Source organism: Thalassobacillus devorans MSP14, from assembly GCF_000496835.1.
GTDB lineage: Bacteria > Bacillota > Bacilli > Bacillales > Halobacillaceae > Thalassobacillus > Thalassobacillus devorans_B.
This window is the reverse complement of record NZ_KI543236.1, coordinates 1,214,343-1,235,298: the sequence shown is the minus strand read 5'-3', so window position 1 is coordinate 1,235,298 and position 20,956 is coordinate 1,214,343. Positions and strand designations below refer to the sequence as shown.

The 20,956-nt window shown below is 43.6% G+C and carries 20 protein-coding genes and 1 riboswitch; of the genes, 7 read left to right on the top strand and 13 right to left on the bottom strand.

Annotated features, from left to right (window positions below; translation table 11 throughout):
- Positions 1-217: 217 nt before the first annotated feature.
- The gene (locus tag P855_RS0107130) at positions 218-1,381 is read right to left on the bottom strand and encodes a glycosyltransferase (protein ID WP_028782924.1); all 1,164 of its coding nucleotides are present in this window, start codon (positions 1,379-1,381) and stop codon (positions 218-220) included.
- A gap of 12 nt (positions 1,382-1,393) precedes the next feature.
- On the bottom strand, positions 1,394-2,542 hold the full coding sequence (locus tag P855_RS0107125; RefSeq protein WP_028782923.1) for an NAD-dependent epimerase/dehydratase family protein: 1,149 nt from the start codon (positions 2,540-2,542) through the stop codon (positions 1,394-1,396).
- A 275-nt stretch (positions 2,543-2,817) separates the two neighbouring features.
- Here P855_RS0107125 and P855_RS0107120 point away from each other — a divergent pair, with 275 nt between their 5' ends.
- Positions 2,818-4,782 (top strand): AMP-binding protein, encoded by a 1,965-nt coding sequence (locus P855_RS0107120; protein WP_051353111.1) that lies wholly within the window; start codon positions 2,818-2,820, stop codon positions 4,780-4,782.
- Between the two features lie 103 nt (positions 4,783-4,885).
- On the opposite strand, the gene P855_RS0107115 is transcribed toward P855_RS0107120, so the two are convergent.
- Positions 4,886-5,449, bottom strand: coding sequence for a hypothetical protein (locus tag P855_RS0107115; RefSeq protein WP_028782921.1), 564 nt, complete (start codon positions 5,447-5,449; stop codon positions 4,886-4,888).
- Positions 5,450-5,626: 177 nt separating this feature from the next.
- A riboswitch (PreQ1 riboswitch) is annotated at positions 5,627-5,671 on the top strand.
- Positions 5,672-5,765: 94 nt separating this feature from the next.
- On the opposite strand from P855_RS0107115, the gene queC reads away from it, so the two are divergent.
- The 3 genes from queC to queE are packed head-to-tail and all read left to right on the top strand — an operon-like array spanning position 5,766 to position 7,631.
- Positions 5,766-6,434 (top strand): 7-cyano-7-deazaguanine synthase QueC, encoded by a 669-nt coding sequence (queC, locus tag P855_RS0107110; protein ID WP_028782920.1) that lies wholly within the window; start codon positions 5,766-5,768, stop codon positions 6,432-6,434.
- A complete protein-coding gene (gene queD, locus P855_RS0107105; RefSeq protein WP_028782919.1) occupies positions 6,431-6,910 on the top strand; it encodes a 6-carboxytetrahydropterin synthase QueD in 480 nt (159 codons plus the stop codon). The genes queC and queD overlap by 4 nt, the downstream gene beginning before the upstream one ends.
- Positions 6,903-7,631 carry a 7-carboxy-7-deazaguanine synthase QueE gene (gene queE, locus P855_RS0107100; RefSeq protein ID WP_028782918.1) on the top strand — a complete coding sequence of 243 codons (729 nt, stop codon included), beginning with the start codon at positions 6,903-6,905 and terminating at the stop codon, positions 7,629-7,631. The genes queD and queE overlap by 8 nt, the downstream gene beginning before the upstream one ends.
- Positions 7,632-7,681: 50 nt before the next feature.
- On the opposite strand, the gene P855_RS0107095 is transcribed toward queE, so the two are convergent.
- The gene (locus P855_RS0107095) at positions 7,682-8,512 is read right to left on the bottom strand and encodes a YihY/virulence factor BrkB family protein (protein WP_028782917.1); all 831 of its coding nucleotides are present in this window, start codon (positions 8,510-8,512) and stop codon (positions 7,682-7,684) included.
- Positions 8,513-8,678: 166 nt separating this feature from the next.
- Here P855_RS0107095 and P855_RS0107090 point away from each other — a divergent pair, with 166 nt between their 5' ends.
- Genes P855_RS0107090 through P855_RS0107080 form a run of 3 tightly spaced genes read left to right on the top strand, consistent with a single transcriptional unit; the run spans position 8,679 to position 9,885 of the window.
- Positions 8,679-9,116: a DUF948 domain-containing protein gene (locus tag P855_RS0107090; RefSeq protein ID WP_028782916.1), complete on the top strand. Its 438-nt coding sequence runs from the start codon at positions 8,679-8,681 to the stop codon at positions 9,114-9,116.
- A 17-nt stretch (positions 9,117-9,133) separates the two neighbouring features.
- A complete protein-coding gene (locus P855_RS0107085; protein WP_028782915.1) occupies positions 9,134-9,583 on the top strand; it encodes a DUF948 domain-containing protein in 450 nt (149 codons plus the stop codon).
- Positions 9,580-9,885: a hypothetical protein gene (locus tag P855_RS0107080; protein WP_028782914.1), complete on the top strand. Its 306-nt coding sequence runs from the start codon at positions 9,580-9,582 to the stop codon at positions 9,883-9,885. Before P855_RS0107085 ends, P855_RS0107080 begins: the two co-directional genes overlap by 4 nt.
- 59 nt (positions 9,886-9,944) lie before the next feature.
- Here P855_RS0107080 and P855_RS0107075 read toward each other — a convergent pair whose 3' ends face one another.
- From P855_RS0107075 to parC, 9 genes are all read right to left on the bottom strand, one after another.
- Complete coding sequence (locus tag P855_RS0107075; protein WP_028782913.1) at positions 9,945-11,474, bottom strand: acyl-CoA carboxylase subunit beta; 1,530 nt, start codon at positions 11,472-11,474, stop codon at positions 9,945-9,947.
- An 18-nt stretch (positions 11,475-11,492) separates the two neighbouring features.
- Positions 11,493-12,275 (bottom strand): enoyl-CoA hydratase, encoded by a 783-nt coding sequence (locus P855_RS0107070; RefSeq protein ID WP_028782912.1) that lies wholly within the window; start codon positions 12,273-12,275, stop codon positions 11,493-11,495.
- Positions 12,276-12,287: 12 nt separating this feature from the next.
- Entirely contained in the window at positions 12,288-13,193 is a 906-nt protein-coding gene (locus P855_RS0107065; RefSeq protein WP_028782911.1) for a hydroxymethylglutaryl-CoA lyase, read from the bottom strand.
- A 15-nt stretch (positions 13,194-13,208) separates the two neighbouring features.
- Positions 13,209-13,421: an acetyl-CoA carboxylase biotin carboxyl carrier protein subunit gene (locus P855_RS0107060; protein ID WP_028782910.1), complete on the bottom strand. Its 213-nt coding sequence runs from the start codon at positions 13,419-13,421 to the stop codon at positions 13,209-13,211.
- Positions 13,422-13,434: 13 nt separating this feature from the next.
- Complete coding sequence (locus tag P855_RS0107055) at positions 13,435-14,790, bottom strand: acetyl-CoA carboxylase biotin carboxylase subunit (protein ID WP_028782909.1); 1,356 nt, start codon at positions 14,788-14,790, stop codon at positions 13,435-13,437.
- Positions 14,791-14,807: 17 nt separating this feature from the next.
- Positions 14,808-16,448, bottom strand: a complete 1,641-nt coding sequence (locus tag P855_RS0107050) for an AMP-binding protein (RefSeq protein WP_028782908.1) — start codon at positions 16,446-16,448, stop codon at positions 14,808-14,810.
- A 21-nt stretch (positions 16,449-16,469) separates the two neighbouring features.
- A complete protein-coding gene (locus P855_RS0107045) occupies positions 16,470-17,612 on the bottom strand; it encodes an acyl-CoA dehydrogenase (RefSeq protein ID WP_028782907.1) in 1,143 nt (380 codons plus the stop codon).
- A 76-nt stretch (positions 17,613-17,688) separates the two neighbouring features.
- Positions 17,689-18,327, bottom strand: coding sequence for a TetR/AcrR family transcriptional regulator (locus tag P855_RS0107040; protein ID WP_028782906.1), 639 nt, complete (start codon positions 18,325-18,327; stop codon positions 17,689-17,691).
- Between the two features lie 165 nt (positions 18,328-18,492).
- Entirely contained in the window at positions 18,493-20,949 is a 2,457-nt protein-coding gene (gene parC / locus P855_RS0107035; protein WP_028782905.1) for a DNA topoisomerase IV subunit A, read from the bottom strand.
- Positions 20,950-20,956 lie beyond the last annotated feature (7 nt).

The following is a 20,956-nucleotide window of genomic DNA, read 5'->3' as shown; positions in this document are numbered from 1 at the left end:
ATTTTTAAAAAACCGTTTTCCTTAGATAAACTGCATCGCGGTATTGCTCAGTCCAGTTACTTCACGCTGTCCTTATAGGGTTGCTGACTCCCTGGGAATACTGCAATGTGAACTGCCTTTGTTTCTTTTTGCACTATGTATACTCCATATTTCGACAAAGCTTTTACAAAAGAAAGCTGACCGGAGTTTTTCATCCGGTCAGCAGGATTAACCTGATCTATTCAGTCACTTTCACTTTTCCCTCTTTTGGGGCCTTTACCTGATTTTTTTGAAAGACTTTCAACGTTTGGTAATAAAAATCAAGGATTTGTTCGGATGGCTTTTGCCAGCTGAACTTTTCTGCTTCGTTTCTAGCATTAACGCTCAGCTGTTCGTGTAATTCAGGGTCTTCTATTTTTTCAATGGCACGGATCAGACTATCCGTATCCTCATTTTCAAATAGCAGACCAGTACGGCCATCTTCCACTTGTTCCATTGTCGGTCCACTTTTGGCAGCGATGACTGGCAGCCCTGATGCCATTGCCTCTAAAATAACTAATCCTAAAGTCTCTGTCACGGATGGAAAGATGAAGGCGTCTCCTGAAGCGAAAGCCTGTGATAACTCTTCGCCATAAAGGAATCCAGTAAATGTGGTATTCGTTCCTTCGAATGTTTTCTCCAGCTGATGCCGGACAGGCCCATCTCCTACAATAGCTAAGGAAATATCATTTCTTCTTTCTAACATTGGCTTTAGCTTATGGATTTCCTTCTCAGGGGCCAATCTGCCTACAAATACTAAAAGTTTGTTATCAGGTTTTCCACCTGACAAACGCTCACGCATTTTCTGGTTATAATAACTCGGATGGTACTTGTCAATTGCAACACCACGATCCCATACATGGACGTTTGGAATCTTTTTTTCAATTAATTCTTTCTGGATTGCTTTTGACGTACATAAATTCAAGTCTGCGTAGCTGTGCAGCTTCTTGAAATACCACCATACCGCTGGTTTGAACGGGTAAAGACGGTAGTAATCAAGATATTTCGGTACATGGGTGTGATAAGAAGCAATCAGTGGATAACCTAATTTACTGGCATAGTATACGCCTGATACACCGACCAGCGCAGGATTTACCACATGGACGAGGTCCGGCTCATGCTTCACCAGTAAGTCCTTCACCTTTTTTTGAGGCATCGAAAACTCTTTGGACTTGTAGAAAGGCATCCTTGTCGTTTTAACACCTTCCACAATCGCACCTTCATATTCCTTCACGCCAAGGTCAGGGGCGATAACTATGACTTCATTATTTTCTTTTTGTAGATGTTTGATTGCTTCTTTCAGTCTAGTCACCACTCCGTCGGTGGATGGCAGGAATGTTTCAGTTATGATTGCGATTTTCAAAACGGCGGCTCCTTACTTCCATGTAATGGACGGTAGTACGTTCTCTTTAATTACTCGGTCTTTATGTTCAATTACTGTCTGTAAAATATCATGCAGGACTTTGTCCGTCAATAAATGCGGTTCAAGCCCAAGGTCACGGAGCTTGGTGTTTACGGCATGGTAGTAATGCTCTTCCGCTTCGATACGAGGATTGTCCAGATGGGAAACTTCTGTATCCAATCCTTCTTCTTTTGCTACTTTCTGTACCTTTTCCGCAAGCTCCTGGACAGAGAAGTATTCAGTGAATTGGTTGAACACACGGAATTCTCCCTTGTCTGCCGGATTTTCTGCGGCAATTTCAACACATCGCACGGTATCTTCAATGTTCAAGAATGCTCTTGTTTGATTTCCTGAACCATATACAGTCAAATCATGGCCGGTAGCAGCTTGAATCAGGAACCGGTTCAACGCTGTACCGAATACCCCGTCATAATCGACACGATTGACTAGCATTGGATCCATTTTGGTTTCATTCGTATGTAGACCATAAACGATCCCCTGGTTCAAATCTGTCGCGCGGATACCCCAGATCTTGCAGGCAAACATGATATTGTGGCTGTCATGTACTTTTGATAAATGATAAAAAGAACCTGGCTGCTTCGGATACGGCACGACATCCTTGCGACCTTTATGTTCGATTTCAATATATCCTTCTTCAATATCAATATTCGGCGTGCCATATTCACCCATTGTACCCAGCTTGATCAAGTGGCACTCCGGAGCGAATTCTTTAATGGCATATAAAACATTCAAGTTTCCTAATACATTGTTCTGCTGTGTGAAAACAGCATGTTCACGATCAATCATCGAATAAGGAGCTGAACGCTGTTCCGCAAAGTGAACGAATGCTTCCGGTTCTGTCTGGCGGAATACTTCTCTTAGAAAATCATAATGGTTCAAGTCTCCGATGTATGTTTTAATTTCTTTACCTGTAAGTTCTTTCCACTTACCAACGCGCTCTTCCAATGATGCGATTGGCGTTACGGAATTGGAATGGAGTTCCTCATCCCATTTTCTTCGTGATAAGTTGTCAACAATGGTTACTTCATGTCCTTGGTTGGATAGGTGTAATGCGGTTGGCCAACCACAGAAACCGTCTCCACCTGCTACTACTATTCGCATAATTTCCCTCCTAATACCTCATCCTTATCATTACTCCATATTAGAATAACATTCTTTCGAGACAAAATGGTAATGATATTATATTTAAAATTTGTTAAGGAATTTTTCAACTCCTTTACCGATTAACCCAATACCCTATTAAATTAATTATTCAAACCTGTTCTACTTATAATTCCCCCTCCAGCAGGAATTAGCCTATTCCATTTCAATAAAGGTGTCAAATCAGGTATAATTGAAAGTGGAACATTCAGAATATTCTTGGTTTAAAGGAGGAAATGATTTTGACTACACAACAGCCTGCCTGGACACCTACAGAAGAACAAAAGCAAGCCACAAGACTTTATCAATGGATGAAAAAACATGGGTTTGAATCCTATGATGAATTTTATCAGCAATCGATCGAGGATATCTCCTGGTTTTGGGAGGAAGCAGTCAACGAGCTTGACGTGGAGTGGTATGAGCCATACACAGAAACCCTCGACCTATCACAAGGAATCAAATATCCCCACTGGTTTGTCGGAGGAAAGATAAATGTTGTCCATAATGCCCTTGATAAGTGGGCAATGAACCCTGCAACCAAAAATAAAGCGGCCCTTCATTGGGAAGGAGATAACGGAGATACAGAAACTTTTACATTTGATCGCTTATATAAAAAAGTAAATGCATGTGCTCACGGTTTAGAGAAATTAGGCATCAAAGAAAAAGATGTCGTTACCATCTATATGCCGATGCTCCCTGAAACTTTGATCGCCATGCTTGCTGTCTCAAAGATTGGTGCCGTCTTCTCCCCTGCTTTCTCAGGCTATAAATCAGAAGCGATCGCTACCAGGGTAAATGCTTCTGAATCGAAAGCAATCATTACAGCAGATGGTTTTTATCGCCGGGGGAAAGTAGTACCGATGAAGGAAGAAGCAGATCGCGCTGCTGAACAATGTTCAACTTTGGAAAATATTATTGTGGTTGACCGGGCCGGTCGCGATATAGAATGGAATGATACACGCGACGTCGATTGGAACGATTTGCTCAAAAATGAAAACGATTACAATGCAAAGGAAACTTATGCGCATGATCCATTTATGATCATCTATACGTCAGGAACCACAGGTAAACCGAAAGGAGCCCTGCACACCCATGGCGGTTTTCCGATAAAGGCTGCATTCGATGCCGGGATATGTATGGATGTTAATCACAAGGATACTTTATTCTGGTATACAGATATGGGCTGGATGATGGGACCATTCCTTGTCTATGGAGGATTAGTGAACGGTGCTTCGATCGTCATTTTCGAAGGAACGCCGGATTATCCTGAGCCGGATCGTTTGTGGGAACTAGTCGACCGGTATACCGTCACGCATCTTGGTATCTCTCCTACCCTGGTCCGCTCATTGATGAAGCATGGAGAAAGCTGGATAGCAAAACATAACCTATCTTCTTTAAAAATGATCGGTTCAACCGGAGAGCCATGGAACCCTGAACCATGGCGATGGTTATTCGAACACGCAGGGAAATCCAAAGTCCCTATTTTCAACTATTCAGGCGGTACGGAAATTTCCGGTGGTATATTCGGTAATGTTCTGGTGAAACCGATTAATCCCGTTTCATTCAATGCTGCTCTGCCAGGAATGGATGTCGGTGTATATGATGAAAATGGTAACTCTGTCAAAAACGATGTCGGTGAACTGGTTCTCCGTCAGCCATGGGTCGGCATGACCAACGGCTTTTATAAAGAAAATGACCGTTATGAAAAGGCATACTGGAGCCGCTTCAAGGATACATGGGTTCATGGAGACTGGGTCATTCATGATGAGGAGGGTTTTTATACGATAACAGGCCGCTCTGATGATGTGCTGAACGTTGCAGGAAAAAGGCTTGGCCCTTCGGAAGTCGAGTCTGTACTCGTTGAGCATGATGCTGTTATAGAAGCTGGGGTTATCGGTATCCCCCATGAAGTCAAGGGACAGGAAGCTATCGGTTTCGTCGTTTTGCGTCCTGATTATGAAAAATCGGAAGAATTAATTAAAGATATATGCCAACACCTTAATGATAAATTAGGTAAGGCATTGGCCCCTAAGATCGTCCATGTCGTATCCGACTTGCCGAAGACCAGGAATGCCAAAGTGATGAGGAGAGCGATTAAATCCGCTTATTTAAATAAAGATTCTGGAGATTTGAGCGCCTTAGAGAATCTGCACGCTGTGGATGAAATCCGTGCTTTAGGCAAATCCGCTTCGTTATCTTAACCAATACAGAGAAAAATCTGGAGATTGAATTAAAGTTAACGGGATAACCTCACAAAAAGGTCCTGAACACATTACTGGTTCAGGACCTTTCCTCTTATACAGCTTATACAGCCAATTGCTTGCCTGTTTTTTGCTTCAGTAATGCCTGGTAAATCAATAAATCACGGTTATATACTGCAGTATAGCTCAACAGGCTTTCGAATCTGACCTTTTCAAAGCTATCCCGACCCACCACGTTAAATTTTTCGTTTAAAACAGCGGCATTATTCCATGCGGTTTCTTCAAATGTATATTCCACTTCATGTTCTTCTATATCCACCTGGAATAACTCGAGGTCTTTTGTACGTTCAAAATATGGGGTCTCTCTTTTTTTCTTTCTAATCTCCAGGGCACGTGGAATTGAAGCCCATAAGGCATCCCGATCCAAATAATGCCCCACTTCATGCAGGACTAAGGCTTTGATATAATCTTCCAATGGCACAGGGGTGATCATTTCATTACGTGCTTCTCTGATTCTGTCTACATCAATAATCAATTGGTTTTTAATAAAATCATAAATCATGTTCACTTGAGTTGTCTGTATATGTATATCAAGTGAAATATCAATTTTCTCCAGTGTCCTATAAACGATTTCTTTTATCTTTTTCTTTTGCAGCCGGTTGTTCATATTCTCTATTCTGCCTCTTTCTCTCGTATATTCCCCTGGCGGCTAACCCCCCTATAGTATATAAGAAGTCAGCCCTGATTCCAATACTATTAGAGATATTGACAATGACATCACAGGATACGTCTGTTATACTAGGGTCGAACAAAAATTAATAAAAGTCTGCGGGCAATTATTTCCGCAGGAGAGGTTCTAGCTACACCCTCTATAAAAAACTAAGGATGGAGCTGTACCTATCCCTTAGGTGCGGTTTTTTAGTTTATCTTATTCAAAAACCGGGTGAGTAGAATTCTCTTTCAATGGAAAGGAGAATTTTTTTATGGAAAATAACAAAGCGGTCGTCGTATTCAGTGGTGGCCAGGATAGCACAACATGTTTATTCTGGGCGCTGGAGCATTTTGACGAAGTTGAAGCAGTAACCTTTCATTATAACCAGCGTCACGAAGAGGAAGTGGAAGTTGCTAAAGCGATCACAGATAGACTGAATGTCAACCATCGGGTCCTTGATATGTCCCTGTTGAGCCAGCTTTCCCCTAATGCATTGACACATAAAGAGTTGGATGTCGAGGATGGAAAAGATGGCAGCCTTCCTTCCACTTTCGTACCAGGAAGAAATCTATTATTTTTATCATTCGCAGGAATTGTAGCACAACAAACTGGAGCGAAACATATCATCACCGGAGTTTGTGAAACAGACTTCAGCGGCTATCCTGATTGCCGTGATGTGTTTATTAAATCGCTGAATGTCACATTGAATCTATCGATGGACGAATCTTTCGTCATTCATACGCCATTGATGTGGCTTGATAAAGCACAAACCTGGAAGCTTGCTGATGAACTCGGTGCTTTCGAATTCGTACGTGACCATACACTGACTTGCTATCATGGCGTAATCGGCAGCGGGTGCGGCGAATGTCCGGCATGTAAGCTTCGTAACCAGGGACTGAGGAAGTATCTACAAGAGCGTGAAGGAGCGGATATCAGATGAGTCTGTCCAATTATGGTTTTACCATCGTAGAAAACCTGCAAAAAATCGATGAAGACATTAAACGCCATCAATTGAAATACCACAACAAAAGGGTCATGGTCAGCAAGGAATTCACTTTCGATGCTGCACATCACCTCCATTGTTATGAGGGAAAATGCAAAAATCTTCACGGTCACACCTATAAAGTGATCTTCGGTATCAGCGGTTATGTGGATGACATTGGAATCGTCATCGATTTTGGGGACATTAAGAAGATATGGAAAGAACAAATAGAAATCCATCTCGACCATCGCTACCTTAATGACACACTACCGGCTATGAACACAACCGCTGAAAACATGGTGGTCTGGATTTATGAGCAGATGGAAACAGCACTCCAGGAGGAAAGCGATGGTACACGAGTGGAATTTGTGAAATTATTTGAAACACCGACAAGTTATGCAGAAGTAAAACGGGAGTGGATGCAAAATGCCTAAGCTTCCCGTTTTGGAAATTTTCGGTCCCACCATTCAGGGAGAAGGCATGGTAGTCGGTAGAAAAACAATGTTCATTCGTACAGCGGGGTGTGATTATAGCTGTTTGTGGTGTGATTCGGCTTTCACCTGGGACGGGAGTGCCAAAGAGGAAATAACTCGGATGGATGCCGATGAGGTTCTAAATGAACTGCAAAAGGCCGGTGGAGAAAACTTTGATCATGTCACTATTTCAGGCGGCAACCCCGCGCTGTTCCCTTACCTGGACGAATTGATCGGTAAGCTGAAAGCGAAGCAAATCGAGGTTGCTCTGGAAACCCAGGGCAGCCGCTGGCAGGAATGGTTCCTGGCAATAGATGACCTCACCATCTCCCCGAAACCCCCAAGCTCTGGTATGAATACAGATTGGGACGAACTTGATGGTATCATTAATCAGCTGACAGAAAATGACCGGTTGAATCACACCAGTCTAAAAGTGGTGATTTTTAACCAGCAGGATCTGGATTATGCCGCTTCCGTTCATGCCCGTTATCAGGAGGTGCCCTTTTACCTTCAGGTCGGTAATGATGATTTGGAAGAAACCGATGATAGCCAAATCGCTCTTAAGTTATTACAAAAATATGAGTGGCTGGTCGCTCAGGTGATGGCATCATCCAAATTGAACCGTGTCCGCGTCCTCCCCCAGCTCCATGCTTTGGTATGGGGCAATAAAAGAGGGGTTTGAAGCCGATGAAAAAAGCCATTGCAGCTGCTGCAATGGCTTTTTTTTAAAACTTAAATGGCTTCTGATTTTTGTGTTAACCCGTGTTTTTTACGATGATAGACAACATTTATTTCCGCTCCTACCACAAGAATCAAGCCGGTTAGGAAGAACCATATCATTAGAATGATCAACCCGCCCAGGCTTCCATATGTTGCAGAATAGCTGCCGAAATTACTTACATAAAAAGAAAATGCCAGCGAGATCAACATCCATAAAACAGAAGTGATAATTGCTCCAGGCATGATTTCTTTAAATGGTAACTCGCGATTAGGGGCAAAACGGTATAACAACATCAGTATTACACTCATGACCAAAATACTGACTACCCAGCGCGCTACCTCCAAAAGTATCATGAGCTGATCCGGTATGAATAATATTCTTTTAATGAAATCAAGAATGACTTGTCCGAAAACCGGAAGCACTAATGCTACTACAATAGCAAGGATCATGCCGAAGGTCAGTGCGATGGAAAGCAATCTGACCACTATGAATGAACGGGTTTCCTCGACATTATAAGCTGTATTTGAAGCTTTGATGAAAGCGTTGATCCCGTTGGAGGCTGACCATATCGTACCTATGATACCAATCGTCAATAATCCTCCATTCGGTTTAGATACCACACTGATGATATTCTCTTGTAAAGCAGAGGCAGTTTCCTGAGGCAGCACATTTTTCATAAAGCTGACTGCCTGGTTAGGTTCGATTCCGAGAAATGGGATAATAGAAAATAACAGGATCAGCATCGGTACAATTGCAAGTAAGTAATGGTAGGCCTGTGCTGCTGCCAGAACAGGTACATCATCATTCTGAAACTCTTTAATTAGTTGTTTCATATATGACATCATAGTTTTCCTCCTTTAAACTGAGTCTCTTATATTTATCTACCCCCTTTCACCTGCTTGTTAACCATCATATAATAAGAAGGAAACATAGTTGTCCTTTTACGTCGAAAGCAGTTTTGACGCTCATAGATTAGGGAAGTGGTAACTTAGGAGGTGAAGAGAACCGATGGAATTAGTTTATATTGGTATTTTTATCATGGCCCTGTCTTTTGCCCTGGTTGTCGCTTTCATTGTAAAAACATTGGTCAGTGTCAATAAATCTATGAAAAGCCTGGATGGGACAGTTGATAATCTGGTAACCCAAATGAATGGAATTACGAAGGAATCAGAACACCTGATCAACAAGTCCAATTACTTAGCTGAAGACATCAACCATAAGATCGACTCTACCAACGGATTATTTGAATCACTTCAAAATGTTGGTGACTCTGTCGACAATCTGAATCATGGGTTAAATAAGGCCACGGATAACTTCACCTATCATACCAACAAGCATAATGACAAGATTATCAAGGCGGTAAGATGGGGAGAAGCTATTACAAACACATACGCAAAATGGAAAAGATCAGACAAATCAGGTGACAGGCACCAGTACAATCATTAAGAAATGAGGGATGAACAGTGGATTTAGTAGGTATCGGAGTATTAATTATAGGCATTGGAGTTTTAATCGGTTCTATCTTTTTAGCACGTACCTTGAACAATTTATCAAGTGTCCTGAATAGCGTGGATAAGACAGTGGATAGACTACCGGATCAATTGGATGAGGTCATGAAGGAAACCGGGCAATTACTAAACAACAGTAATGCTACCCTGGCAGATGTCAATAAAAAGATTGAAGCGTTAAGTCCGCTTTTCTATATTGTCGGGGATATCGGTGAATCTTCTCGTAAACTGACCTCTTCCCTGGTAGATGTCACGATGGCAATGAAAAAAGACACAAAGGAAGGTAAAGATACGACAACACGACAGGATCTTGGCGGCTTATATGGAGCTATTGCATTAGGATATTACTTTAAAGAAAAACGTAAAGCTTTAAAAGATATCAATAAGGATGAAATTTCAGCATGAGCAAAGCAGAAACCAAATCTTCAGGTGGCGCCGGGGCAATCGGTTCTGTCATTCTCGGCAGTTTCATAGTCGGGACTCTGCTTGCCGATAAGAAAAAAGTGGGAGGATCCCATTCTAAGCAAAAGTCACCCCGGGTACTCTCCAGTGCAAAGCAAAAATATAAGTTGAAAAAGGACGAACTTTACCTTGCTGGATTAAAGCGAGACGAAAGAATCCAACGACAAAAAAACAGGCTGCAAAGTGAAGCGCGCAAACGCGCAATAAAAGAAGCGACACTTCATAAAGAAACACAAAGCGGCTAAACGAAAACCCCGGATTTCCTGTCATAGAAGTCCGGGGTTTTTTGATTTATTGGAGTCTATTATACTGGGTACACGCCATGTTTCCGCTCCGTGAAGGTTACCTCTTTGGAGGCATATGTGTCATAACGCTTGATCAGTTCCTTTCTCAGTTCATCTGGCTGTACGATGGCATCAATCACCATTTCCGAAGCTAACCGGTAGATGTCGATGTTTTCTTTATACTCTTCGTGTTTTTCTTTGATGAATGCCGGACGTTCTTCTTCTGGTAATTCTGCTATCTTATTTGCATAGACAGCGTTGACCGCCGCTTCCGGTCCCATAACAGCTATTTGTGCGCTTGGTAAAGCCAGGCAGCAATCCGGCTCAAATGCCGGACCGGCCATGGCATATAATCCAGCGCCGTACGCCTTTCGTACAATTACGGAAATTTTTGGCACGGTCGCCTCACTCATAGCTGACAACATTTTCGCACCATGTCTGATGATACCTGCCCGCTCCACCCTTGTACCGATCATAAAGCCTGGGATATCAGCAAGGAATAGCAGCGGTATGTTGAAGGCGTCGCATAGTTGAATGAATTTAGCCGCTTTATCAGCGGAATCCGGGAATAACACCCCGCCTTTTGCTCTTGGCTGGTTGGCGATGATGCCGACGGTACGGCCATCAATCCGGCCAAGGCCCGTCACGAGTTCCGGAGCGAATAATTTTTTGATTTCACAGAAGGAATCCTCATCAATCAACCGATCGATGAATTGATACATATCAAATGGTGCATTTTGGTTTTCCGGAATCAAATCATGAATAGACTTGTCGCTTTCTGCAGGTTCCCTTGCTTCTGCAACTTTTGGAGCAGCAGTATAATTGGCAGGGAAGTAGCTCATATAGTCTCTTGCATAAGCAATTGCTTCTTCTTCAGATTTTGCCAGTACATCTCCACATCCGGAAACAGAACAATGCATTTTCGCCCCACCCATTTCTTCGAGTGTGACCTTCTCGCCGATCACTTTTTCCGCCATCCTTGGTGAACCTAAATACATGGAAGCATTTCCGTCTACCATGACGACAATATCACAAAACGCAGGTATGTACGCGCCTCCGGCAGCGGAAGGACCGAATAATAAACAGACCTGTGGAACCCTGCCGGATAATTTGATTTGATTGTTAAATATCCTTCCTGCTCCCCTTCTGCCCGGGAACATTTCTACTTGATCGGTAATCCTTGCACCCGCTGAATCAACCAGATAAAGCATCGGAATTTGAAGCTTTAATGCTGTTTCCTGGATACGAATGATTTTCTCTACCGTCCTTGCTCCCCAGGAACCTGCTTTGACTGTGGAGTCATTGGCCATCACACAAACTTTTTGCCCGTTTATTTCACCAATTCCGGTGACCACCCCATCAGAAGGCAGGGAGTCATCCATACAGTTGGCGAAAAAAGCATCCTCTATGTCCATTCCATTGTCAAAAAGCAGGGCAAGACGTTCCCGTACAAACATCTTACCTTTTTCTTTATTTTTAGTGTGATATTTTTCAGCTCCACCCTGGGAGATTTTTTCTACTCGCTCTTGTAATGTTTGATCAAATGACATGAAGCTTTCCCTCCTGTTCTATTCACCACGGTAAATGGGCTTCCTCTTTTCTTTGAATGCCTGGAGACCTTCTAAGCGGTCCTTCGTAGGAATAGTTGTCTGGTAGCACATTTTCTCGATTTGCAGTCCTGTTTCTATGTCTGTCTGAAACCCCTGGTGGATTGCTTTTTTTGCCTGCCTTAGAGCAATAGGAGCATTATTAGCGATCCTCTCAGCTAAAGCTAAGGCTTCTTCCTGAACGATCGTCTGGTCATAAGCATATTCGATAAGACCTATTGACCGGGCTGTCTCACAGGTGATCGGCTTTGCTGTAAAAATCAATTCTTTCGCTTTTCCAAGTCCGACCAGACGTGAAAGTCTTTGGGTGCCGCCTGCCCCTGGAATGATTCCAAGCGAAGTTTCAGTCAATCCCATCTTAGCTGCATTGGAACTTAACCGTAGATCACAGGCCAGGGCAAGTTCCAATCCTCCGCCGAAGGCAACGCCATTTAAAACTGCTATCGTAGGGATCTCTATTTGCTCCACCCGATGAATGGTATCACCAATCAGGGTTACCGTCTCAACGACCTCTTGTTCTGTCATGCCTCTACGTTCTTTTAAATCTGCCCCGGCACAAAACGCTTTTCCACCACTTCCAGTAATGATCAGGCAGCGGGTATTTTTATTTTTTTCAACTTCTCCCAAGGCTTCATTAATTTCAGCAAGCAACTGTTTGGATAGGGCATTGGCAGCTTCAGGGCGATTCAAGGTCAATTTCTTGACGTGTTCTGCCGGTTCTTCAAGTTTCACTAATTCCAACATAATGTATCCTCCTCAGGAAGAACGGTTTGTCACTTGCATTTGGTGACTAGGTAATTCTTTATCCAGTTTACTTTGAATGTATGTCGCAGCTTCGAGCAGTTTGTCTTGACGGATCCCGGTGTCGATACCCATCTGGTTCAGCATATGGACGAGATCATCCGTTGCCAGATTACCAGAAGCCCCCTTGGCATATGGGCATCCGCCAAGTCCTCCTAAAGCTCCATCGAAAGTAGTTACACCATGCTGAAGGGATACAAGCACGTTTGCTAGTGCCATCCCCCTCGTGTTGTGAAAATGCATAGCGATCCTGTCGAAGGAAAAACGCTCTTTAACCTCTGCCAGTACCTGGTCCACTTGCTTTGGATCAGCTACACCAATGGTATCTCCGAGTGATAGTTCATCGATCCCCATTTCAAATAACCGGTCGCAGACACGGAGAACCTGGTCGACAGGTACATGGCCATCATACGGGCACCCAAACACCGTAGATACGTAGCCTCTGACACTTTTACCTGCCTGTTGGGCTCCATCCACGACCTCCTTCAACACAGGATAAGTTTCTTCGATGGATTTATTAATATTCTTCTTGTTATGCGCCTCACTGCTAGACATGAAGATGGAAACTTCATCTATCTCTGTTTCTATCGCCCGCTCCAATCCCTTCATGTTAGGGACTAATGCAGCGTAGGTAATTTCCGGATGACGCTTAATTGCTTCTGCCACTTCTCTGGCGTCGGCAAGCTGTGGAATCCATTTCGGATGGACAAATGATGAAATTTCGATATAGGACAACCCGGATGCAGATAAGTGATCGATCCAGGCTACTTTATCTTCCGTTTCGATCCGTTTTTTTTCATTTTGAAGACCGTCCCGTGGGCCGACCTCCTTGATGGTTACTTGTTCCGGTAATTGCAACATAAAAACCGCTCCTAATTATTCGATGATTGCAATGACGTCGCCTTCATTGACGAAGTCTCCTTCGTTCACTTTCAGCTCTTTAACAGTCCCGTCCGCTTCAGCCGGAACAGGAATCTCCATTTTCATAGATTCCAAAATAACAAGATCCTGGCCGCTTGTGATACTGTCTCCTTCTGCTGCTACTACTTTCCATACACTTCCTGCCATTGATGCTTTTACTTCTGTCATGTCTGATTCCTCCCTATTTTTCAGTTACAAGTGGTAAATAGTATTCTTCTACAAATGATGTTTCTGTCGCTCCTGCTTTGAACTTTTCATGAGCGATTACATCCTTCAGCATCGGGATGTTCGTTTTTATTCCTTCTACCTGATAGTTCTCCAGTGCTCCTCGGAGACGGGCGATCGCTTCCTTGCGGTCATTCCCGTAAGCAATCAGTTTTGCGATCATAGGATCATAGAATGGGGTCACCTTTGAGTCTTCCGCTACCGCTAATTCATGTCGGATTCCTTCCCCTTCCGGGACGTTGAATTTGGTCAATTGACCCGGAGAAGGGAAGAAACGGACAGGATCCTCTGCATAAATTCGAACTTCGATGGCATGGCCGTTCCGTTTAAGATCCTGTTGCTCGAAAGGAAGCGGTTCACCATTAGCAACCCGAAGCTGCTGTTCCACCAAATCAATGCCTGTGATTTCTTCAGTGACGGGATGTTCTACCTGTAGTCTTGTGTTCATTTCTAAAAAGTAGAAATTCTCATCTTTATCGACTAAAAATTCGATGGTACCCGCGTTTTTATAACGCAGCACTTTCACGGCCTGAATAGCGGTATCGCCCATTTCCTTCCTGGTTTTTTCGGACAAAAATGGCGAAGGTGCTTCTTCGACCACTTTTTGATGCCTCCGCTGAATGGAACATTCTCTTTCGAATAAATGGACGGCATTTCCATGTTCATCAGCAAGTACCTGGATCTCGATATGTCGCGGGCGCAGGATTTGCTTCTCTAAAAACATCGTCCCATCACCAAAGAAGGTTTCCGCACGCTTGGAATTACCTTCGAACGCTTTTTCTAACTCCGCATCATTATTGACAGCCTGCATGCCGATGCCACCGCCGCCAGCAGCTGCCTTCAGCATGATCGGATAACCGAATTCATTGGCATATGCCTTTGCTTCTTCCACATCTGAGACCGCCTGGTCGGTACCTGGAACGATTGGAACGCCTGCTTCTTTCATCGCTTGCCTGGCAGCAACTTTATCTCCCATCTTTGCCATTACTTCTTCAGAGGGGCCGATGAACGTAAGTCCGGCTTTCCGGCATCTTCTTGCGAATTCTGCGTTTTCGCTTAACAATCCATATCCTGGATGAATAGCTTCAGATCCTGACTTTTCGGCTGCCTCCAGTATATTGTCGATATTCAAGTAAGATTCATTTACACGTGGTTTGCCTATCAGGTAACTTTCATCTACCTGTTTTACAAAAGGAGCATACTGATCCGCTTCTGAATAGACAGCGACCGTTGCTATATTCATTTTTTTACATGTTCGGATGATTCGGGCAGCTATTTCTCCACGATTAGCAATCAATATTTTTTGGAACATGGACACTCCTCCTTTGATTACGATTTCGATTGTAATTTTTCCAACGCTGTTTCACGAAGTTTGAACTTTTGGATTTTTCCACTGGCGGTCATTGGATATTCATCCGTAAATTCGATATAACGCGGGATTTTATGCTTGGAAATTTTCCCTTCGCAAAATTCACGGATTTCTTTTTCTGAGATGGTTTTACCTTCTTTCGGGATAATCCAGGCCATGATTTCTTCCCCATATTTACTATCTGGTATACCGACCACCTGAACATCAAGGACTTCCGGGTATTGGTATAGGAATTCTTCGATTTCCCGAGGGTAGACATTTTCCCCGCCGCGAATGATCATATCTTTGATACGGCCTGTGATCTCTACATAACCATCTTCATCCATGACCCCAATATCGCCGGTGTGCAGCCACCCTTCTGTATCGATCGCCATTTGAGTTGCTTCATCGTTCTTATAATAGCCTTCCATAACCAGGTATCCACGCGTGCAAAGCTCTCCGGGAACGCCTGGTTCTACTTCCTTGTTGGTACTTGGATCGACAATTTTCACTTCCACATTCGGATGGGCTTTCCCCACTGTGCTGACACGGCGTTCAATCGTATCATCGGTACGTGTCTGAGTGATAACCGGAGAGGATTCTGTCTGTCCATAAGCAATCGTGATTTCTTCTGCTCCCATTTTATTGATGACATCCTTCATCACTTCCATCGGACAGGAGGAACCCGCCATGATACCTGTTCTGAGAGAGGCAGTATTAATACTTTCAAATTTAGGGTGGTTCAGCTCTGCAATGAACATCGTCGGCACTCCATGAAGAGCCGTACACTGTTCACTTTCTACTGCGTTGAGCACCTTTTCAGGATCGAACTGCTCTAAAATTACCATTGTCGCTCCCTGGGTTACACAGGCAATCGTACTCATGACGCAGCCGAAACAGTGGAAAAACGGAACCGGGATACAGAGGCGGTCATCTTTCGTCATTTTCATCGCTTCCGCTACTTGTTTACCGTTATTGACAATGTTGTAATGCGTCAGCATGACACCTTTCGGAAACCCGGTCGTACCAGAAGTGTACTGCATATTAATGACTTCATCATAAGATAACATTGCTTTCCGTTGTTTCAACGCCTCGTCTTCCGTTTCCTTGCCCATATCCATCAGATCCTGCCACTTGTAGCAGCCTTTGTATTCCTTATCACTCAATACGATGACCCGCTTCAGGTTTGGCAGTTTTTCACAATGGATATCCCCTTTTTCTGAGATTTCCAGTTCCGGACATACCTCTTTTAAAATATCGATGTAAGATGCTCCCCGGAAAGTCTCTGCCAAAATCAAAGTCGTGGAATCAGATTGTTTCAGCAGATATTCAAGCTCCTGAGCACGGTAATTCGTATTGACAGTAACCAAAACGGCTCCCATTTTCCCTGTTGCGAATTGGGAAATCAGCCATTCCGGTTTGTTATCTGCCCATATGGCAACATGCTCCCCTTTTTCAATTCCCATCGCCATGAAACCTTTGGCAGCTTCATCCGTTATTTCATCAAGTTCTTTATAGGTTTTTCGAAGGTTCAACTCGGGATAGACGAAAGCTTCATGGTCTGGAAGTGTTTTTGCCTGTTCTTCTAAAATGTCACCAACAGTCTGTTTTAATAAAGTCATACAGTTCCTCCTCGCAATAATTTAGCATCCCAGCTGCCGGGCGATGACCAAACGCTGGATTTCTGACGTTCCTTCTCCGATTTCCAGAAGTTTAGCATCACGAAGGTACCGTTCCACTTCGTATTCACGCATATAGCCGTAACCCCCGTGAATTTGAATTGCCTGGTTGGCAGACCGGAAAGCGGTTTCAGATGCGAACAGTTTCGCATAAGCGGATTCCTTGGTAAACGGCTTGCCCTGGTCTTTCAGCCATGCAGCTTTCAAGGTGATATTCCTTGCCAGTTCCACTTCCATTGCCATATCAGCTAATTTGAATTGAATCGCCTGGAAGTTTGAAATCGACTGGCCGAACTGCTTTCGTTCTTTGGCATAAGCAAGTGCCCGGTCGAGTGAAGCCTGTGCTATTCCGACAGCAAGCGCAGCAATTGATATCCGCCCACCGTCAAGAGTATATAAGAATTGACCAAATCCTTTTTTCGGGTCTCCTAATATATTCTCTTTTGGTACCCGCACATCCTCTAAAATGATTTCAGAAGTATTGGATCCCCGAACCCCCATTTTGTCATAGTTACTATTGATTGTAAGACCAGGAGTGTCGGTCGGGACGATAAATGCAGAGATGATATTTTTACCATCGTCACGTTTTCCAGAGACGGCTGTGACGGTAATGGAGCGGGCATAACCAGCGTTTGTGATCCAGCTCTTTTCTCCATTGATCACATATTCATCACCTTCCAGCACTGCTTTTGTCTGTGTTCCTCCTGCATCCGAACCTGCATTCGGTTCTGTAAGTCCGAATGATGCCAGACCTTCCCCTTTTGCAAGCGGTACAAGATATTCCTGTTTTTGCTCCTCTGTTCCAAAATAATAAATCGGGCTCGAACCGAGTGACACAGCTGCTGCATAGCTAAGTCCGGTTCCACCACAGACCCGGCCGATTTCTTCAACTGCTAGAGCGTATGTGATGGTATCCCCGCCAGCTCCCCCATATTCTTCCGGGAACGGAATACCCAGGAGGCCGAGCTTCCCCATTTCCTTAAATATATCTTCTGGAAACTTTGCATTCACATCGATGTCAATAGCTCTCGGCTGAATAACATCCTGGGCAAAATCCCTTACCATCTTACGGGTCATGTCCTGTTCTTTCGTCAATTCAAAATTCATAGTGCTCCCCCTTTAATGATCCTTTTTTTAGAGACCGACTGGTTGGTCTGTTTTGCTCAAAATATAATGTAAGCGTTTACTTTTCATTAGTAAAAAAAGGACGTTCAAGCATCTGAGACTGGAGGCTTTCTTCATGAACCGAATTGGTTGCCAGCACGGCATGCAGGATAATATCGACATAGACATCGGCGATTTCATCGATCGAATATTTGCCGTCCCGGCTATACCATTTGTAAATCCAGTTGACCATTCCGAGAATTGCCATGCCTGTGATTTCCATGGGCAGTTCTTTTCTGAAGTCACCGGTTTCCTGACCTTCTTCGATCACATGAAAAACCATTTGCTTGAATGCATCACGCTTACGTTTGATTTGTTCTTCATATTCAGGTTTCAGATAATTGCTTTCCTGGTAAAATACTGAGATGTGTGGTTTGTACAAGTCAAAAACTTTAACAAATGCTTTGATGATCGATTGGATTTTCTTGATGGGAGATCTGTGGATTTCATTGGCTGCTTTTGCTTCCTTCAAAACATATGTAATGAAAGTATCGTGAATCACGAATAATAGCTCATCCTTTGATTGGAAGTGATGATAAAATCCACCTTTTGAAGTATTTGAGGCTGCTACGATCTGGTTGACTGTCACTCCATGAAACCCTTTTTGCTCAAATAGTTCAAGCGAGGTTTTAAGGATTGTCTCTCTTAACTCGGCCATACACCATCCCCTTTCCCACTAGACATTTGTCACAATTTTATCACATTTTTCAAAAATCACAAAGACTTTTTGAATATTTACATAGAAAGCCATCCAGGCAGCTCCCTGGATGGCTTGAAGGATCCATTCATCGAGTTAAAACAGTTTCGCTGGCCTTAAAGCTTGTTAGGAACTCTCATTTTCAGTATCGAATGGTTTTTCATATTCATTTTTGACCCAGGAATCAATCACATTCCCGCTTTGGTCGGTGTCCACGATGTAAGAGCCATTGCTATAACGGTCATTAGCTTTATATTGCATGGGATTGACCGTCAATACTTCTCCGTTCTCACTTTTCACTTGCAGTTCCTGACCAGATGCCATCAAGTGCATATTAATGATGCGGTGGGGATTCTTTTTCAGTTCCCTTAGCATGATTACCCCCCGTTTGGCACGGGAGCTCTGTTCAAATTCCTTGAGACGCATCCGTTTCAGTGCTCCCCGGTGAGTCACTATGACAATCGATGGGTCAGATAAATCATCGAAGACCTGGCCGGAGACGACTTGCTCACCTTCTTTTAAGGTGATGGCCTTTACCCCTGCAGCCCGCTGTCCGACTGCTTTCACTTCGCTTTCATGGTACCACAGAGCGTAACCTTTATCAGAAGCAATGAAAATATCTGAATGCCCATTGGTGATATGGACGTTCGTTACTTCATCATCACCTTTCAGGTTGATAGCTACCAGCGGCTTTGAATAACGCTGAGCTTCGTAAAGCGACAGGTCACTCTTCTTTATCATGCCATTTTTCGTAAAGAATAACAGGCAACTTTCTTCTTTGAAGTCCCTAACAGGGTAGGCAGCTACAATTTTTTCATCTTTGTTTATCGGAACCAGATTGGCAATATGCTGCCCAAGATCCTTCCACCGGATATCAGGGATTTCATGGACAGGAAGATATAAGTAGTTGCCCTTATTGGTAAATAACAGCAGCTTGTCAGTCGTATTGATTTCGATCAACCGGAGGAGGTGGTCACCATCCTTGATCGCCAAATCCTCTCCATTGGATGCAGCGTAAGAACGAAGGCTTGTCCGCTTCACGTATCCATCCCTCGTTACTGACAAGATGATATCTTCACTGGCTACCATGACTTCCAGATTGATTTTCAATTCCTCAATTTCTGCCTGAATCTCAGTACGTCGATCATCGTTATATTGTTTTTTCAATTTTTTCAGATCAGCTTTGATTACCTTCAGCAATTTCTTTTCATCAGCAAGAATCTCTTCTAAGTAGGCAATCCGGTCCCTCAGTTCACCGGCTTCTTTTTCTAAAGCTGTGATATCCGTATTCGTCAGCCGGTACAGTTGTAAATTGACAATCGCTTCTGCCTGTTCATCCGTAAAATCATACGCCTGAATCAAACGCTTTTTGGCATCTTGTTTATCTTTTGAAGCACGAATGGTCGCGATTACTTCATCCAATATCGAAATGGCTTTGATCAGGCCTTCTACAATATGGGCGCGTGCTTTTGCTTTCTTTAGGTCATACCTGGATTGTCTGGTCACCACTTCTTTTTGATGAGCAATATAGGAATCCAGAATCTGATGTAAACTCAATAATTGGGGGGTCTTATCCTTGATGGCTACCATATTGAAGTGGTACGTGATCTGTAAATCGGTGTTTTTATAGAAATAATTCAAAACACCTTCACTATTAGCCTCTTTTTTCAGCTCTATGACAATACGAAGCCCCGTCCGATCAGTTTCATCACGGACTTCAGCGATTCCTTCGACTTTACGATCGATACGAAGTTCATCCATCCGTTTGACAAGGGTTGCTTTATTGACTTCAAAAGGAATTTCATCAATTACGATTTGCTGCCTGTTCCCTTTGATATCCTCAATTTTCGCTCTCCCCCGTAAAATGACCTTCCCTTTACCTGTCTCGTAAGCCTTTCGAATGCCGTCTTCTCCCTGTATGATACCTCCCGTTGGAAAGTCAGGTCCCTTCAGTTTTGTCATCAGTTCACTTGTTGTAACCTGCGACTTTTCAATTTTCATGATGACAGCATCAATCACCTCACCAATGTTGTGAGGAGGGATATCGGTAGCGTATCCGGCTGAGATCCCAGTGGAACCGTTAACCAGCAGGTTTGGGAACTTAGCAGGTAAGACGACAGGTTCCTCAATCGTATCATCAAAGTTCGGAATAAAATCGACTGTTTCTTTTTCAATATCCCGAAGCAGTTCGGATGAGATGCTCGATAAACGCGCTTCTGTATAACGCATCGCTGCAGGAGGATCTCCGTCGACACTCCCGTTATTTCCGTGCATTTCAACTAAGTTCTTCCGTACCTTCCAATCCTGGCTGAGCCGCACCATCGCATCATAGACAGAGGTATCACCATGGGGGTGGTAGTTACCAATTACCGTACCGACTGTCTTCGCTGACTTACGAAAAGCTTTGTCATGCGTGTTCTTCTCCTGATGCATCGCATACAGAATCCTCCTCTGAACTGGCTTTAAGCCATCACGGGCATCCGGAAGCGCTCGTTCCTGTATGATGTATTTACTATACCTTCCGAAACGGTCGCCGATGACCTCTTCTAAAGGTAAATCTAAGTAATTCTCCACTTCCGCCAAAAGAATA

Bases quoted from the DNA above. Each gene is read 5' to 3' on its own strand.
- P855_RS0107115 (WP_028782921.1), bottom strand. From the start codon at position 5,449: ATGAACAACCGGCTGCAAAAGAAAAAGATAAAAGAAATCGTTTATAGG.
- P855_RS0107090 (WP_028782916.1), top strand. From the start codon at position 8,679: ATGGAATTAGTTTATATTGGTATTTTTATCATGGCCCTGTCTTTTGCC.
- P855_RS0107075 (WP_028782913.1), bottom strand. From the start codon at position 11,474: ATGTCATTTGATCAAACATTACAAGAGCGAGTAGAAAAAATCTCCCAG.
- P855_RS0107080 (WP_028782914.1), top strand. From the start codon at position 9,580: ATGAGCAAAGCAGAAACCAAATCTTCAGGTGGCGCCGGGGCAATCGGT.
- P855_RS0107070 (WP_028782912.1), bottom strand. From the start codon at position 12,275: ATGTTGGAATTAGTGAAACTTGAAGAACCGGCAGAACACGTCAAGAAA.
- queD (WP_028782919.1), top strand. From the start codon at position 6,431: ATGAGTCTGTCCAATTATGGTTTTACCATCGTAGAAAACCTGCAAAAA.
- P855_RS0107040 (WP_028782906.1), bottom strand. From the start codon at position 18,327: ATGGCCGAGTTAAGAGAGACAATCCTTAAAACCTCGCTTGAACTATTT.
- P855_RS0107095 (WP_028782917.1), bottom strand. From the start codon at position 8,512: ATGTCATATATGAAACAACTAATTAAAGAGTTTCAGAATGATGATGTA.
- P855_RS0107120 (WP_051353111.1), top strand. From the start codon at position 2,818: ATGATTTTGACTACACAACAGCCTGCCTGGACACCTACAGAAGAACAA.
- queC (WP_028782920.1), top strand. From the start codon at position 5,766: ATGGAAAATAACAAAGCGGTCGTCGTATTCAGTGGTGGCCAGGATAGC.
- P855_RS0107060 (WP_028782910.1), bottom strand. From the start codon at position 13,421: ATGACAGAAGTAAAAGCATCAATGGCAGGAAGTGTATGGAAAGTAGTA.
- P855_RS0107055 (WP_028782909.1), bottom strand. From the start codon at position 14,790: ATGTTCCAAAAAATATTGATTGCTAATCGTGGAGAAATAGCTGCCCGA.
- P855_RS0107045 (WP_028782907.1), bottom strand. From the start codon at position 17,612: ATGAATTTTGAATTGACGAAAGAACAGGACATGACCCGTAAGATGGTA.
- P855_RS0107065 (WP_028782911.1), bottom strand. From the start codon at position 13,193: ATGTTGCAATTACCGGAACAAGTAACCATCAAGGAGGTCGGCCCACGG.
- P855_RS0107125 (WP_028782923.1), bottom strand. From the start codon at position 2,542: ATGCGAATAGTAGTAGCAGGTGGAGACGGTTTCTGTGGTTGGCCAACC.
- queE (WP_028782918.1), top strand. From the start codon at position 6,903: ATGCCTAAGCTTCCCGTTTTGGAAATTTTCGGTCCCACCATTCAGGGA.
- P855_RS0107050 (WP_028782908.1), bottom strand. From the start codon at position 16,448: ATGACTTTATTAAAACAGACTGTTGGTGACATTTTAGAAGAACAGGCA.